This window comes from Haloquadratum walsbyi J07HQW2 (assembly GCF_000415985.1).
In the GTDB taxonomy this organism is placed as follows: Archaea; Halobacteriota; Halobacteria; order Halobacteriales; family Haloferacaceae; genus Haloquadratum; species Haloquadratum walsbyi_B.
Map to the genome: position 1 here is coordinate 1,007,729 of NZ_KE356561.1, position 16,672 is coordinate 1,024,400.

At 47.8% G+C, this 16,672-nt stretch carries 8 protein-coding genes and 1 pseudogene; 2 read left to right on the forward strand and 7 right to left on the reverse strand.

Annotation, left to right across the window (positions count from 1 at the left end):
- Positions 1–622: 622 nt before the first annotated feature.
- Together J07HQW2_RS04625 and J07HQW2_RS04630 are read right to left on the reverse strand one after the other, a co-directional pair.
- Positions 623–1,102, reverse strand: a complete 480-nt coding sequence (locus J07HQW2_RS04625) for an SRPBCC family protein (protein WP_021054216.1) — start codon at positions 1,100–1,102, stop codon at positions 623–625.
- 167 nt (positions 1,103–1,269) lie between these two features.
- The gene (locus J07HQW2_RS04630; RefSeq protein WP_021054217.1) at positions 1,270–5,817 is read right to left on the reverse strand and encodes a DUF7997 domain-containing protein; all 4,548 of its coding nucleotides are present in this window, start codon (positions 5,815–5,817) and stop codon (positions 1,270–1,272) included.
- 93 nt (positions 5,818–5,910) lie between these two features.
- Here J07HQW2_RS04630 and malA point away from each other — a divergent pair, with 93 nt between their 5' ends.
- Both malA and J07HQW2_RS04640 read left to right on the forward strand, forming a co-directional pair.
- Positions 5,911–8,100: an alpha-amylase MalA gene (gene malA, locus J07HQW2_RS04635; RefSeq protein ID WP_021054218.1), complete on the forward strand. Its 2,190-nt coding sequence runs from the start codon at positions 5,911–5,913 to the stop codon at positions 8,098–8,100.
- A 115-nt stretch (positions 8,101–8,215) separates the two neighbouring features.
- On the forward strand, positions 8,216–8,473 hold the full coding sequence (locus J07HQW2_RS04640; RefSeq protein WP_021054219.1) for a hypothetical protein: 258 nt from the start codon (positions 8,216–8,218) through the stop codon (positions 8,471–8,473).
- Positions 8,474–8,581: 108 nt separating this feature from the next.
- Here J07HQW2_RS04640 and J07HQW2_RS04645 read toward each other — a convergent pair whose 3' ends face one another.
- The 5 genes and pseudogenes from J07HQW2_RS04645 to J07HQW2_RS04665 form a co-directional block, all read right to left on the reverse strand.
- Positions 8,582–10,948, reverse strand: a complete 2,367-nt coding sequence (locus J07HQW2_RS04645) for an ArnT family glycosyltransferase (protein ID WP_021054220.1) — start codon at positions 10,946–10,948, stop codon at positions 8,582–8,584.
- 50 nt (positions 10,949–10,998) lie between these two features.
- Positions 10,999–12,359 (reverse strand): annotated as a pseudogene (locus J07HQW2_RS04650) (ABC transporter ATP-binding protein).
- Positions 12,349–13,962, reverse strand: a complete 1,614-nt coding sequence (locus J07HQW2_RS04655; RefSeq protein ID WP_021054223.1) for an ABC transporter permease — start codon at positions 13,960–13,962, stop codon at positions 12,349–12,351. The pseudogene J07HQW2_RS04650 and the gene J07HQW2_RS04655 overlap by 11 nt, the downstream one beginning before the upstream one ends.
- A 95-nt stretch (positions 13,963–14,057) precedes the next feature.
- Entirely contained in the window at positions 14,058–15,263 is a 1,206-nt protein-coding gene (locus tag J07HQW2_RS04660) for an extracellular solute-binding protein (protein ID WP_021054224.1), read from the reverse strand.
- A gap of 216 nt (positions 15,264–15,479) precedes the next feature.
- Entirely contained in the window at positions 15,480–16,664 is a 1,185-nt protein-coding gene (locus J07HQW2_RS04665; protein WP_021054225.1) for a glucan-protein synthase, read from the reverse strand.
- Positions 16,665–16,672 lie beyond the last annotated feature (8 nt).

Genomic DNA, 16,672 nt, shown 5'->3' on the forward strand with positions numbered 1-16,672 from the left:
CGTATTCTGTGAGAATACGCTGGTTATCGACTGGGTCCGATTCGATTATTGCTTGGGGCGGGGCGGGCAGGCCGCCATCGGAGGAGTAAGCAGAATCACTCTGTTCTGGCTTGATTCGTCTCTTTCAGAATGATTGCCTGCCGCTTGAAACGATGGATGTTGCAATCTCGGGCTGGCTATCACAACGTGGATTGTTACTCGGGTGTCGGATTCATCCTGCGGCTAAAGGCCTGTCTTTTACCCATAAGTTCGTGGAGTCGTAACCGGACGTTTCAGACGTTCTCAGAGGTATTTTGAACGCGAAAAGAAGCGAGAAGCGAGAAGCGATTCAGACAGTGATATCGGCTGTGGGGGTTACAGAACGCCGGTAATCAAGCCCACTACAATTGTTCCAAAGAGGTGTTGAAACTGTAGATACCGAGGATTTCAGTCGTGCTCACCGATCCCGTTCCGCTAAAATCCTGACTCGAGTTGTGGGTAAGAGACAGGCCTTTAGGCGCAGGTATTCTCCTTGATTCTGTATAAGGGCGCATGATGCAGCGCCAAGGTCATAACTTGATATAGTTACTTAGAATTCGTGATTTCTAAGTATAAATTAAATACTATGTCAATCTAGATGTGGTCACTCTAGTTGTTGTTTTGTCGTCTGATGTCGACCGCGGAACATTGGTTCAAATCCAATAACCCCAAATTTGGAGAGTATATTGCCAAGAGCTCCACCTGGGAACTCATATTGGACGTTATCACGAAGAATTGTCTCCATCCCATCAGCAAAAAATCGGTGTGTATGCACCCACGTCGAGAATGGGCCCCCACGCATTTCATCGCGAAACATCGCGGTTCCGTCGCCTGCTTCTCGGGCAGTAATCGCTGATGTCCATTGTTGTCGTGGTGTAATACCAAGTGGTTGCATAGCCATCTCAATTGTCGATCCTTCGAGAAGCACGTCTGGGTTAGCACTACCGTCAGGTCCGGTAACTGATTCGATGTCAAGATTCATCCATGAAGGAGTCAATGCTTCTAAGCCTGAAATCTGTGAGTGAAAGTCCCAAACTGACTCGAGTGGTGCATTAATACGAATTTGTCGTGAATATGTGGCCATACATAATGAACTCACCTTGTCAGACAAAAGGACGCCGGGCGAGCAGGGAGATGAGATATCATATTTCAATCACAGTATACTACTAACAACCGTGTTATTATAGCTTATACAGGAGTTCTTGATAGATTATTACAAGATGAAATATTGCGGATTTCACGGCAGAACTCTCAAATACGAGATCGAGTTACAGATGTCCCAGCAATCCGGAGATCCGTATCCGTAGCTGCGGCGACAAGGAGTTGATCTTCGACATGTTCAGCTGGAAGTGCAAGCTCGAATGATTCCTCTTCAGGGTCCGGATGAATTATTGTTGTTTCTGTTCCTGTCTTTATTGCGATGACCGCCCCATCAGTTCGTCCAGACACAATCACATCGTCACCAGCGAATCGGGTGCTTACCTGTAGTAGTGGACCCTCTGGTCGATCAGACTCAACGTATCGATTCCGAACAACAGCAGGCATCTCAATCGGCTCGCCAGCATCGACACCATGTGCAAGCCGAACATACTGCGCCATCGACCATGCAAGTGGTGTCGCTGCACCAGTGCCCTCGCCGAAATCCCAATTATAATCGGTCCCATGTTCACGATCCCAAATCTGTTCGGCTATCATTCGTCCGGAGTTTGCGAACTCAGCCATTGTTTCAAGAAGTTTTTGTGGTGCGAGATCACCGGTCTCGGTCCCATGCATCAATTCATATTCACCACGTTCACCGGTGAATATAGGCCACAATCGTCCTTTGCCCTTTGACTCAACCGACCATGGAGCGCCTTCATCGCCAACAGCGCGTTCACCGTATCCATCGCCATTGTATCGATAGAATGCTGGACCCTGTGGCGTGTCAACACGAATTGTGCTATCGACCTCATTGATAGAGTTGCGAATTATTTCATCAGTCGCAGGCTTAATTCCAAGCCGGACTAATTCAAGGAATCCAGCATCAATGATTTCTCGTTCATCAAGCGTCGGTCCGTTATTCGCAAGTGTCCGAAGCTGTCCTGCATCCGGGTTACCATCGCGCGTGACACGAACATAGTATGGAGTGTTTGGATGCCGATCAGTCCCCGAATTCGTCGCAGTCCATGTCTCGATGTTTTCTGTCCACTTATCTGCAAGTGCCAACCAGGTGAGTGCATCCGCACTGTGTCCCTGTTCAATAGCAATATCACCTGCACAGGCTAATCCAGCAATCTCAGCCGCGATTGATGATGGGGAATAACCTGCTTCTTCTTCCCATCGCTCCTGTGCAGTTGGCGGTCCGTTACGAGCGACGTAATCTGCAGAAGATTTGATATTCCGGTATCCATAGCTCACATCATTGAACGTGACGCCGTGCTGACGAAGCGTCCATGCCATCACCTGTGGGAATGAGATATTATCCATCTGCTCACCACCCCACCGTGTTCGACCGTTCAGGTAGGTATTTTGTGGAATGAATCCATAGTCATCTTGCTGATATTGATAAATATATTCGAGGGCTTCTGTCGCCGTTTCAATATCGCCAACCGCATCAAAAACGGTGAAGACCTGATAGAGATCTCGTGACCATACGAAATTATATCCATATCCTTTTGCCTCATCAGCAGCTACAGCCTCTCCCCATGGAACAGACGGTGAGGCAATTCCAGCGCCGAGAAATGTTTTATCCTCAACAGCTCTGAGTGTCATGAGACTTACCCGATACTGCGAAGCGAGTGTTGGATCATCCGCGACAGAGTCCGGAAGCTGCTTGTCAGCAAGGAATGTTCTCCATGAATCAATGTATGAGCTGCGAACAGTTTCATATCCACGAGTTAAGGCTCCGGCTGCCTCTCCAAGCGCACCAGCCGTATCAGCATCCTCGGCAAATCCAAATGCAAGTGTCTCCGTAACCGCTGCACCCGTCCCGACTCGACCAACAAGCACGACATTTTCATCATCAACTGCTGTGATCTGCTCTGAAACCGCTCCTTCGGTGAACAGTTTTGAGAGGTATGCTGACCCGGCGACACCGACAGTAGCCCAGTCAAATCGACTTGTAGATGTTACTGCGGCTGCAACACTGTATTCTTGACCGTGTTCATCGATAAGAAGTGGCTTTGTTTCACCAGTTTGGTCATATGCTTCCGTATCACGCGCAACAAGTTGATATTCATCATCTCCAAGCCGAATCCCACGGTCTGTTGCCCCTGAGTTTGTGAGTGCTGTATTCGCAATGACATATATTTCATACTCATTGTCGTCATGAGCATCGAATTTAACATTAGCCAAGAGTGCGTCATGTGCAGGATCACTCGCGTACTCGACGGTTAAATTCCACTGATGACCGCGGCCGTCGCCTGTCTCTGTGATCACATGACGGAACAGTAATGATTCATCATCAATGGCTTCTGCACGTCGTTCGATTGTATCCGTTTGATCGTCTTGCCGCGTTTCATTATGTGTCCGTGCCGTGTATTCGCTGCCATCAGCAGCATCAGTAATAAGAAAATCAACCGTTCGGAAATTCATCAGATCGACACGCGGGTACCGAAGCTCGGTCAGTGACCCTTCAGTGAGTGTAAACCAAACACGTGATGAGTCGGAAGCAGTATGATCAGCAACAGTTCCAACCCCGTATTTCTCGCCAGTTGTCCATCGCGGTTGCTGACTAGGACCAGATGGTGCAGACTTCGGTGCAGGTAAGGCATCATGTTCCTCAAGAACAGCCGTTGAGTATAATCGGAGTGCATGTGACCAACCGATTGGAGTCGCGCTATCGACTTCACCATCATCAAATATCTGTTCGGCGAAATAGCCCATCTCAGATGTAAATGGTCCATCAGGACGGAGAATTTCATAGAGGTCTGACGCCCATCCAAACAACGTCTCTGCTGCATCTGGTCGATTATGCGTCTCAAATAGTACTGCTGCTTCAGCCGCTGCACTGGTTCCCCACGCGGTGGAGACTGACCACAACTTTTCATTCTCTTGATCCCCACTTCGCCAGGAATCGCCGCTGAATCGAATAAGTCCAGCAATATTATCTGCATCTGAGTTTGTTCGGTAGAGCGCACGAAGCGTTGTCTTAAGATGTGATTCAAGCCGGTCAAGGCCGGTGTCATCAATTCCAGTGAGTTCGTCATACTCAGTAAATGCCTTAACAAGCGCAAATGAGCCGGAGTCGGCTCGAACATCACGTTCACCGTCATCAAGCCTCAGTGCATACTGCTCGTCGCTTTGGCTCCACAGCGCATCTAATCCTTGATATACGGTCATCGCCTGGTCTGTTGCGTGTTTACATAGCGTCGGGTCAAGTGGTGTGTTGGCGACAGTTGCGTATGCTTCAAGGAATGTTGCGGTTGTATGGACGAATCGACCAACCATGTTTTCCCAGGCATTTTGACATGGTTTCGGGAGTCCATCAGTTGCAAGTGAATCATCAAGCGCTCGAATCCCATCAGCGATGGCTGATTGAATTCGCTCAGTCTCATTCTGATCGAACGCGTCGCTGTGTTCATCAAGAACAGTCGCAAGATAAGTGACTACACTCGCAGTTTGATCGGCTTGATATTCGGGTTTTTCGGAGTTCTCAACACGTGCATTTGCCCATCCGGGGGCGAGGGACCCATCAACAGCCCAGGCTCGGTGTGGCCATGATCCATCTGCAAGTTGCGTATCACAAAAAAACGTCGCGACAGTCTTCAGTTGTGATTGAACATCAATATCGAGCATCGACCCTGCATTTAGGAGATACCTCGATATTTCTGCTTCGTCACGGAACCACGTATATCCATATCCACCAGAGTGTGCATAAAACGGATCAAATTCAGGTCCAGCAATGTGTGATCCAGCAGGTGCCTCAAGAAGTGATAGCGCTCGAAGATCGGCGCGAACAGTCTGTTGTCGTGGAATATGGTTTGAAACGGAAATTTCTGCGCGTTCTCTAGCTGCTGTTCGAATCTCATCCGCTGTCTCGTGTTCGAGTGCGCAGTTACAGAGGTCATCAAGTGCCTCCGAACGGGAGACCTCTTGATGATCTGATAGCTGTGTTACGAGTGTTGTTTGCACAGCCCGACCATCGCGTTCAAGTGGTGCTGAAACGACAATATCACTACTGAGGTGTGTGTCCTCATACTGTTCAATCGCTGCTTCGCGAGGGAAAGTAAATGACTCAGCTGAGAGCATTTCATCAAATCGTTCAGGAACTTGCCCCCGAACATCACTAAGACCGGTTGAAGCAGTGATATAATCGTGTTCGTTGCGATGATACACCTCAACAGCGTGGGTATCATTTGGACCTCCATCCTCGTGAATAAGTCGACCAACCCGGGTTTCACGACCCTCCGGGGCGAGTGTGATAAACGCTGTAAGGTGGGCGTCTGTTGGGATAGCTCCCTGAAGTTCAACGTGTGTCAGATGTGCACGCCCTATCGTCAGATCAAATTGATGGATTGTGTATCCACCAGCATCAAATTCAGTCTCGACGAGACTCGTTTCTCGGTAATAATGTTGGCGAACAAGCTCAAGTTCGTCAAACCACTGTACATCGCCATCTGCTTCGATTGCAAACCGCGAGCGGTCAATACCATAAAGTCCAGAAAGCGCCGCAGAATAATCCCGAATCGCTCCATCGCGACCGACGTGAACAAGTCGGTCTCCATGCCCTGAGAACGCACCAGTTGTCGTCTGGGACTCCTCAGGGAATTGCCGCGCGCGGTCGCGCTTGTACTCATTCAGCGCGGTCCGAAGTCTCATATACAGAAATTAGTAACTGCCGGCATAAGTATTCGCAGGTCACAGCAAAATTGCAGAGTAAAGACAAAGACAGTTGCCCGCATTAGTAGGCATATGCAGCATCCAGGTCCGCCACGATTCATGGCAGTTGGGGAGTCGCTGCAGCTATCTCCTCGTGACCCAGATCCTGAAGTATCATATCAGTGGCATGTCAAACGTGCACCGGCATCAAGTACAATTGAACTGCCCTCAGAGAACGCAGTTATCGAGTTTACCCCTGACACGCCTGGGACATTCCAAATAGGGCTTGAAACCCCAGCGAACAACCATTCACTCACTGTTCGTGTTTTTCCTGGATCGCTCGCGCCGGTTACAGCAGCTGAAGGTGTAAGCGGTTCGGGTGCGGTGAGTGGTCGCCAGAGTGGTTCAGCTCGACCAGTTACAAAGAGTGGCGGTGTCTCAGGATCAGGCTCTGGGATACGTGATGATACGGTGAATCGCGGTCGACCGCGGATTCAACTTCATGGAGATATCGAAGGAGATGAATTAGTCATCAAAGCAGATCCCCAGACACAACCAGATGATGAGACGGCTCATTCAGATATTGACGTTGAGTTCATTGTCGATGACCGTGATGACATCAGCTCAGATGTCATTAGTACCACAGACCGCGAGATGCGGATTCCAGTGGAGGCTGTTGGACAACGTGTTCGTGTTCATGCTGTTGGCGTAACTGATGCATACAGTGTTCCAGACAGCGTTGAATTTATCAGGGATCTTCAATCTGATGGAGGTGAAGTAGTCATTGAAACGAAGACCAACGCTGCCGATAGTGATAGTAATAGTAATGATGACACTGACATCAATGGCGGTAGTAATGATCAGAGACAGAGTAATACGGTAGAGAATCATCCTGAGCGAACAGACGTAAATCACTCATTCAACATTCGACATCCAAACAAGCCCCCAAAATGGGCGACTGACGTCACTTTGTATGAGATTTATATTCGAGGGTTTGTAGATGATGATGGTGAAGATGTAGATTCAACGTTTACGGCACTCACTGAGCGTCTTGATTACCTCGCAGAACTCGGTGTCGATTGTTTATGGCTTACGCCAGTGCTGCAGAACGACCATGCGCCGCATGGGTACAATATTACAGACTTCTTTCACATTGCATCAGATCTCGGTGATAGTGAGGCATATAAATCCTTTGTTGATGCGGCACATGAGCAAGGGATGACAGTATTATTTGATCTAGTATTGAATCACTCTGCGCGTGATCATCCATTCTATCAGGACGCCGTTGGAAATCCAGATTCACCGTATCACGACTGGTACGCCTGGCGTAGTGAGGGAGAGCCAGAGACGTATTTTGAATGGGAGTATATTGCCAATTGGAATTTTCAAAACCTCGAGGTCCGTCGTCACCTACTTGATGTAGTTGATGAATGGATGGAGGTAGCTGATGGGTTCCGATGTGACATGGCATGGGCGGTTCCAAACAGTTTCTGGCGGGAACTTCGTGATCGGGTCAAAACGCGTGATGAGGACTTTCTGCTCTTAGACGAGACGATTCCATATATTGCAGACTTCCACGGCGGAATGTTCGACATGCATTTTGACACGACGCTTTACTCGACACTTCGTGAGATCGGTCGCGGAGATGCTGACGCCATAGAAATTCTTGATGCAATCGATCAACGAGAGACAGTCGGATTCCCACCACACGCTGCATTCATGCTATATGCAGAGAATCATGATGAGACCCGATATATTGTTGAATGCGGCGAAGATGCTGCAATGGCTGTTGCTGGAGCGTTATTCACACTTCCAGGCGTTCCGATGTTGTATGGTGGGCAGGAAATGGGACAAAGAGGACGACGTGATGCACTCGCATGGGATGATGCTCGTGAAGAAATATATACACATTATCAACGATTAATCAAACTTCGTAATAATATATCAGCTCTTGGCGTTGATGGGTCGATTAATCCTGTTAATTATACCATCATGAATGACACAGAGCCATCAGTCGATGCTGAACGCGTCGTTGCATATGAGAGGCGAATGGATGAGGAATCATATATCTGTGTTCTCAATTTCGGAGAGAAGCCAGCCGTTATTACAATCGCAGAAACGAGTATAATTGCGCATAACGGCGACGCTAAGAGCGATGAATCTGTCAGTGTCAGTGTCAACGCACAGAACCTCGTTACAGACACATCTGTTAGAACTGCTGAGGGGCTTAATATTGATACTGTTGGAGTTTTTGCAGTCACCACTGAGTCGAGTGAGAACTGACACGTCTTTATTCAGTAATAAAGAGACAGAAGTTTTTGTCCGATAGTTATCATTCGTGACTCATGTCGTCGAGTATCCCATACATTCGAGTTACTGTGGCACGTACAGGTAAATAGTGACAGAGTCGTACACTTGCCCGCAGTGTGGGCACACAGAGGATCGACCATATCGTGTCCGTCTGATAATTTTAACATGTCCGGTATGTGATGAGAATGGACAGTTCCTCCATACATCATTTCATTCTCAGCTTGAGGCGATTCCTAAGGATGCACGCCCTAGTGGGTGGGAAGAGATGGCTGTTGACGAACAAATGCAATATGCAATTCGTGAAGGGTTAATTGAGATTGACCTCACTGGTCCAATGGAAGAATGAACGCAAGGTGGTAATTATGATAGCAACCAGAATGTAATAGAATCAATTCAATTTTTACACGTTTACAAAAATTCATAGAGAAATTCCCATGAGTTCATATAGGGGAATTCAACCGGAGTCATCAGGTGGTCTGGCTAAACTCGCAGACGAGGAGTTAGTGTATGAGTGACCCGTCGCTGACGTATTTATTGAGACTCCAGTGAGCGTTTCAGGCGTTGGTCCGACCCATGCCCCCTCATGACCACAATCGGTTGTGAGTCGACAGACGCGTGTCTTTGGCGGCCAGATTGCCTGAGTTGATGATTCTATGTTATTTTCAGTAACCATGGTCTCAACAGTAACATGTTGTCGATATGTTATACTTGCACCACCTGCACCGACAAATGTCACTACAAAATCAACCTCTGATGATCCTGATGGGAGCGACACAGCGGTCTGTGTCATATTGACTGTACCGTTGAGTGAGGCTTTGGATTCGTTATTATATCTGCTCATATCAGAACCATGTGATGCAGTCGCTGATGAATTGATTGTAGAGGTAGCATTCAGTGGTATGGTTGTTCCGCCAGTTGATATAGCTGGAAGGTTTCGAGCCCAGACGCCATCTTGACTGATTGACCACCGCACTGTCACTGTCTGTTGATTACGTGTTTGTATGACCGGTCGTGCCCGGTATCGCACGTAACCATCAGCAGTTTCAATTCGAATACTCACAGACTGAAGATTCTGTGGCTGTCCAACAGTCGTCTGGATTTGTATGACTTCGCCACGTTTGACTGAAAGTTGCTGAAGCGTCGGTGTGACTGGTTCCGCTGCAGCGGTCCATACCCCACGATACGTGAATCGATACGGCGTTCGGTTGGTCGCATCAATGACAGCCATATCACGACTTGGTGGACCATCTGTTGCATACACAACGGGTCCGTCAAGAGTAGGATCCGATCGGAGATACTGAAACGGATGTGCTTGCCAGTCATCATACGTATCTGGGGTGAAGACAACAGCATTATTGAACGATTGTTTCTCAATCGGTTCATACGTCGCTGCAAGAGATTCACTCCGTTCCTCATTTGTCTCAATTGGACCCATAAGAACGGACTCTCCAGTGACTCCAATGATCGGTGCAGCCATGATGAGAATGACAACAACAGTAATACATGCCCAACGTACTGTCATAAATCCTGATAATACTACGTAGAGACGACGAAATAGAGTCACAAACCCAGCAGCAGCAAAGATCGCGATTGGAATAAGTATATCAAAGTGATAAAACGGTCCTAACAGATCAATAAGCCCGTTCTGTAATCCATTATACGTTCCCCAAAAATACGCCTCACCAATAATAACGGTGGGGATAATCGATAGCAAGAGCAGCGAGATAGTTGATTTGGAGAGCGATGATCCATTGGATTGTGATGAGTCAGTAATAATACGATGAACAGCAACACCCCCTCCGAGTATGGCAAATCCAGTCCCGATAAGCCCTGCAGCGACCCATTCGGTGGCAAGTGATTGAACAGCTGTTACTGTCGTTGCCAGTGCTATTTCAGGTGTGTATACTGCTTCATATGAAAGTAACTCATGCGGACCAAAGCCGAGTCCATCAGCTGGGGCAAAAGCAGCATATGGGAAAACGAGCGGATCACCGGTCACGATTGCATTATACCAGAGCGCAATTGCAACAACAACACACCCAGCGGTTGCTGTAAGAGATGCTCTGGTCACTGCGATGTGTGTTTGTGGATGTGACCATCCCGTATTTCGTAACTGACGACAAACAGTGAACAGTGTATGGAAAATAAATGGAAGGGCAAATAATACCGCAGTGTATGGTCGAGCAAAAAAGGCTATGCCGGTTGCAAAGCCTGCAATAATAGCCCATCCCCAGGTGAATAAACGCTGATTATGCGCACGGAATGAATGAAGATATGCAAGAGCAAAAATGACATTTAGAAAAGTCGTTGGAGCATATGAAAGGAATGTTGCTGAGGTGAGTAAAAACATCGGCGACCCTGCAAGGACAATAATCGCACACACGCCGATAGTTCGATCAAAAGCCCGTGTAGCGAGAATATAGACACTAGTAGCAGTCCCTGTTGCGACAAGTGCGAGTCCAACTGTCCAGGTCCCGAGACCAAGACGATATCCAAGTGCGAACATAGCTGGAACAACAGGGGTATACTTGCTGTACAGCCGAGTCCCCACAGCGCTATCGTCGAGGATGAAAAACCACGGACGAACTGCCTCTGGAGGGTACGGTGTTGGGTCAATAAAAAACGCCCCCTCAAGCAGTAACGCTGCCTGTGTAAGATACACTGCTTCATCATCATTAACTGAATGATACGGGAATACCTCCACAGCGATGAGAGCAACAAATAATCCAGTTCCAACAGCTAATATCCCCGCAAGAAGCGTCCAAATGGATATTTGAAGACGGTTTTGAAGACGAGTAAGTATGGTGTTAATTTTCCACATAAGCTCAGTAAGAATCTAGACGCTGAGCCGGATTTATCAGTGGAATATGCTCAGATGCCGCGCGGGTATCGTTCATCCGTTTCATCCGGTCGTTGTTCACGGGGGAACCACGCAAGCTCATGATCGGCGTTAATCTTGATATCAACAACGCCACTCTCTGGAATATTCTCATCATGATTATGCATACATTGGACAGATTCACCTGTCTCAAGTTTGACCTCATACAGGAATGTCGGACCAAGATATCGTCGGGCAACAACCTCTCCACACCCACACTCATCGGTCTGCGTGTCGACATGTCCGTTCTTTGCTGTCCCAAGGTCAGGATCGGGATTGTTGGAACTAGCTGTCTTATCTGTGAATTGTGTATGACTGGCATCATCAGCAGTCATCGTTTTTGATCTCCGGATTGCGTTCCAGATGTATCAGGATTGCCGTGACAGACGCTCACATCATCCGGACGGACAAGAAGGTCAACGCGTGTTTGGTTGTACTCTGAGGCAAGTCCATGAACCTGCTCGCGTGGCACAGTTCCAACCTTAGTCTGGACTACATCACCGGATACATATCCCGGAATGAAACTTGCATATCCAAGAAAACTGGCAACAAACCGCGATTCTGGATGCTGGAATACAGTCTCTGGGTTACCGACCTGTTCGATATGACCATTGCTCATTACTGCGACACGGTCAGAGATTGAGAGCGCTTCCTCCTGATCGTGTGTCACCGAAATAGCTGTAACGCCTGTTTCTTTCAAGATACGGCGTACTTCCTCCCGCATAGCAACTCGTAAGTCAACGTCGAGATTTGAGAATGGCTCGTCAAGTAATAAAATATCGGGCTCAGGAGCAAGCGAACGAGCAAGTGCAACACGCTGTTGTTGACCACCTGATAGTTCATCAGGATAACTTTCACCCTGATTTGGAAGATCAACTAATTCAAGTAGTTCATCAACACGATTGTCAGTCTCAACAGAGGAATATTCCGTCAATCCAAAAGCAACATTCTCGCGTGCAGTAAGATGTGGAAAGAGTGCGAACTCTTGGAAGACAACTCCAACACCACGTTGCTCCGGTGGAACAAACGCGGATCCACTAACATTCTTTCCGTTGAGGCGCACCATTCCACCATCTACAGCTTCGAGACCAGCAATCAGTCTCAACGTAGTTGTCTTCCCACATCCTGACGGTCCTAATAGGGTCAGAATCTCACCAGCGTTTACTGATAATGAGAGATTATCAACTACAGTCTCTGTCCCATATTGTTTCTGTAGATTACACAATTCAAGCACTTCATCTGTGTTATCACCCTCATCGCTTGCGGATGAGTTGAATGTATGTTTGTTTGTTCTTGTACTATTCGCCTGTCCGTCTGAGTGTGAGTTTGTGCGTGATTGTGCACTATTTGACATCATACCCCTCCTGTGTGAGGATAACAAGCATCGAAATTCCCGATACGAATAAAAGCACAAGTGCTGGGACAGCTGCCTGTCCAAAGTATCCAGACTGATATGCTGCCCAGATATGGGTTACAAGCGTCGTAAATCCTGCAGGTCGTAATAATAGCGTTGCCGGGAGCTCTTTCATCGTCGTTAAAAAGACCAGTGCTGCGCCACCGAGAAGTCCTGGTGCTACGAGTGGGAGTGTGACATATCGAAATGCTCCAACAGACGATTCTCCAAGCGTTCGTGCCGCCTCAGGAAGCGATGGATCAACAGCGAGAAACGATGCCCGCAGTGATCCAACTGATTGTGGAATAAATCGGACGACACATGCAAAGGTGAGCAAATAAATTGTTTGATAGATTGGAGCGGCATATGAGGTCCCAAAGTAGACGAGCGCGAGTCCAATGACAACACCTGGAACAGCGTATCCAACGTATGTAAACCGCTCAAAAACTGCTGGGAGAAATCCATCATGACGGGCTGAAAGATAGGCAACTGGGATTCCAGCAATAACAGCAATAACAGCAGTTGCGGCAGCGACGGTGACGGAGTTACCAATATATGTCCATTGAAATGCAAGTGATTCACCCGCTGTTGATGAAGCTGTACCAAGCCATGAGAGAAGGATAACAATAGGGACAGCGAGTGCAAGTGCAGAGACACCAGCTGGCAGTATCATTGCTGGAAGTCGCCAGCGCCCAAGTGAGACAATGTCACGGGAGCGTCCACCTGCAGACGTTCGTTCCTCACCACGAATTCGTGATTCAGCCCAGAGGATAAACAGTGTCACTGCAACGAGTTGTAATGATAGCAGTGTTGCTGTGTCACGACCAAAGGCTCCGAACTCAACGTATATAACACGGGTGAAAACGTCATAACGCATAATTGAGGGTGTTCCGAAATCCGAAAGCACATATAATGATGAAAGAAGTGTTCCAGCAGCGACTGCTGGTCGGATCTGTGGGACAGTAACTCGACGGAATGTCGCCCAGCGCCCATGATCAAGCGTTCGAGCCGCATCAACCAGAGTTGTGTCCATTGATTTGAGCGATGCTCGTGTGGTGATGTACACATATGGATACGTATATAGGCTAAGAACTAGCACAGTTCCAGTGAGTCCATATATTTCTGGGATTTGTTCGATTCCAATCGGTGAAAGGAGTCGTTGGAACCCTCCACGAGGACCAAACGCTGACACAAAAGCAAACGCACCAACGTAACTCGGAATAACAAGTGGCAATGACACCGCAACGGTCCAGACGCGGCTAAGCGGAATATTTGTTCGAACAGTCAGATACGCTAATGGAACCCCAAGAAGAACACAGACCGTGGTTGTCAATACGACTAAAATAGCACTATTGACAAATATTTGTACTGTCGTTGGTCGTGTTATGAGATCAATGGCAGGTTCAAATCCAACACTACTGCCAGTTCGAATAAGCCATATAAATGGAATCACGACTGCAGCAGCAACCGCACCTGCGGCGACAGTAATCCCAAAGGGGAGTGATGACTCATCATCAGCAGCATCGGGACCAGCATCAACGTCGACCTGATATTCGGTTGCCATTTTATCCTTGATATGTCGTATACTGTATACAGTGTTCAGTTGTCTTCGGTGTCAGTGGTTGAGCCCTGCTATCATATTGATGTAGCGGTTTACCATCAGAGAATACCCGTGTCTCGGAGCAGCGTGATGGTTCCCTCCAAGTTTGACAGTTGTGTTAGATCGACATCCTCCGGTGGATTTAATGAATCAATCGATGGGAGTCGTCCGATTGGCTCAATCTCAGGAACAAGCGGATACTCGAATGTCGTCCGAGCAAAGTAATCTTGGGCTTCTGCAGAAAGCAGATGACGTATGAAATTCGATGCAAGAGTAGTATCACTCGCTGTATCGAGCGTACAGGCACCAGCAACGTTGAATACTGCTCCGGCATCATTTTGAGTGAACGTTGTTCGAAGCGGCGCATCAAGCGTACGACGGGCGAGGACGCGTTGAATATAATAGTGGTTTGTGAGACCAACGGCAACCTCACCGTCAGCAACTGCTCGAGCAATCTGGAACTCATCAGCGTATGATTCAGCGCCAAGTTCCTGCATCCCACGAAGCCATTCCCGCGTATTAGCTTCTCCCTCAAGAAGTCGCATCGCTGTGATGAACGCCTGAAACGATGAGTACGTCGGCGCCCAGCCAAATTGCCCATCAAGTGCGGCTGTATCTGGAAATGACATGATATCTGTTGGGATTGATGATTCAGTGAGCATATCCGTATTGTATGGGATAGCCCGTGCACGTCCAGAGGTGCCAATCCATGATCCATCTGGTGACTGGAATGTATCAGGGACAAATGATAGTACCTCACTTGAGAGCGATTGTACCCGCCCACGGGTCGCCAGTGCACCCAATGAGCCGGCGTTCACTGAATAGAATACATCCCCTGGGCTGTTCTGTCCTTCTGTAATAATTTGGTTGACATGTTGGCTTGCTGAACTATATCGTGGGAGAATAGTTAATTCAGGATATCGGTCTTCAATAAAGCTGAGTAATTCCCCAACGAGTGCTTCACCACGACCTGAATATACTGTCAGTTCACCAGCGAGATCTGGCATCTCTGACATTGAAACGCCATCAGAGATATCACGATCACCGAAGGGAGAACGCCCAGACCCAATTTGCTCGCTGTCTGATGTCCCAATCGGCGATGACATCTCAGTTTCTGTTGATGTTCCCACCTCATCATTACTGACACCACCGCAACCGGCAATAGACCCGATTCCGGCAACGCCTGCAGCCTGGAGGAACCGCCTTCGTGTGCGAGAATTTGTACCAACTTTTGTTCCTTCGTCGGTCCTACGCATATCTCCCATGTCTGTTTTAGGTCCGCCTAAATCGTATATAACTTGCGATTTAGCGGGCGAAAAGAGAGTTTTTGCTGGCAAAGGTCGGTAACAGATACATGCACGAAGAGAAACGAAGATCGGAGTATGATTAAAATATACTTTCTGTGGTATTTCAGGCTTCTATTGATCTAACTCAGAGCAAGGACAGAAGCATTCATGATTGTCATTTTTTCATGATGAGATTCAATCGCCCACCCGTGCAGTGTCAGCGCGTGGTGCATGCTCGATCGGCGTTGCCCTCTCAGATAGTTTATTAATGCAATCAAGCCAATCAAGCCAGTATTCACCACAATGGTTTAGAAATGCACCATTAGCTAATTGATCGAAATTACCCTCGGATAATTCCTCTGCCATTGCTGTTGCCGCCTCAGTCCATGTTGTTGCATCCGCACCAGCGCTATCAATAATGCTCCAGACATGTTCATTGAGTTCGAGTCCAGGTGCTTCGTTCATCAGATCGTCAAATGTTGAGCGGGCAGCCTTATCATGAATACATAGCGGATATCCACTAATCAGTTCTTTTCCAAGGATATCTGCAGCACGTTTAAGAAAGAGACCCGACCAGATATCGTCGAACCGTCCCACATCCCAGTTATTATCGTCCATTGGGAGTTGATAGAATGCTGGGATCACTTCCCGTTCAAATGCAAGATTCATCGAGCAAACAGTGAGGTACTGTCCCGGGGCTGCAATGAAGTCTCCATCAAAATGTGCATTTTTTGTTCGAGTTTGTGCTTGTCCATCAAGATCACCGTCCATAAGAATCCGAACAGCATCAAGATCAGGAACATTTGTCCAAAGTCCCTGCGAAGCAACGACATCACTTACTTGATATTGATCTGTTTCGACAGTCTCATTCATCGCTGAATATGGGTATCCCCGTGGATACAGCCCGTGTTCATCGGCATGTTGATATAATACGTTGACCCACTGCTCATCTGAGCGAACGGATTCAACCATGTCATCTCTATCAAGATTGTTGAGATGTCGGGTAAAAAAGTCCCATTCTGAGTGCGGTCGGGTGTCATCATCAATAAATACCCCTCGTGTGAACTGGTCGTTTGCCCATAAGTAGAGAAGCCCAAAACTTGTTTGCGCGTGCGATTTCGCTGGAATGATATGTGCGTATTGATCGAGTCCATGAGCGTCAAACCATGACTCACGACGAGTCTCATCGTATACTGCCCCATCGATGCCTGCCGTATCAAGCATTCTCTTCATGCCAGCAGTGTCACAGTTATCTTCGGTGACAAGAAGCATAAACAGTCGATCGAGATCAAATCCGTGATCTCGAGCGTTCTCAAAATATGACTTCATTCGATCATACGTGCGGATGGTGGGAACAATGACGCAGATGTCTGAGCGCATTATGTTCA

Bases quoted from the DNA above. Each gene is read 5' to 3' on its own strand.
- J07HQW2_RS04665 (WP_021054225.1), bottom strand. From the start codon at position 16,664: ATGCGCTCAGACATCTGCGTCATTGTTCCCACCATCCGCACGTATGAT.
- J07HQW2_RS04625 (WP_021054216.1), bottom strand. From the start codon at position 1,102: ATGGCCACATATTCACGACAAATTCGTATTAATGCACCACTCGAGTCA.
- J07HQW2_RS04655 (WP_021054223.1), bottom strand. From the start codon at position 13,962: ATGGCAACCGAATATCAGGTCGACGTTGATGCTGGTCCCGATGCTGCT.
- J07HQW2_RS04660 (WP_021054224.1), bottom strand. From the start codon at position 15,263: ATGGGAGATATGCGTAGGACCGACGAAGGAACAAAAGTTGGTACAAAT.
- J07HQW2_RS04645 (WP_021054220.1), bottom strand. From the start codon at position 10,948: ATGTGGAAAATTAACACCATACTTACTCGTCTTCAAAACCGTCTTCAA.
- J07HQW2_RS04630 (WP_021054217.1), bottom strand. From the start codon at position 5,817: ATGAGACTTCGGACCGCGCTGAATGAGTACAAGCGCGACCGCGCGCGG.
- malA (WP_021054218.1), top strand. From the start codon at position 5,911: ATGCAGCATCCAGGTCCGCCACGATTCATGGCAGTTGGGGAGTCGCTG.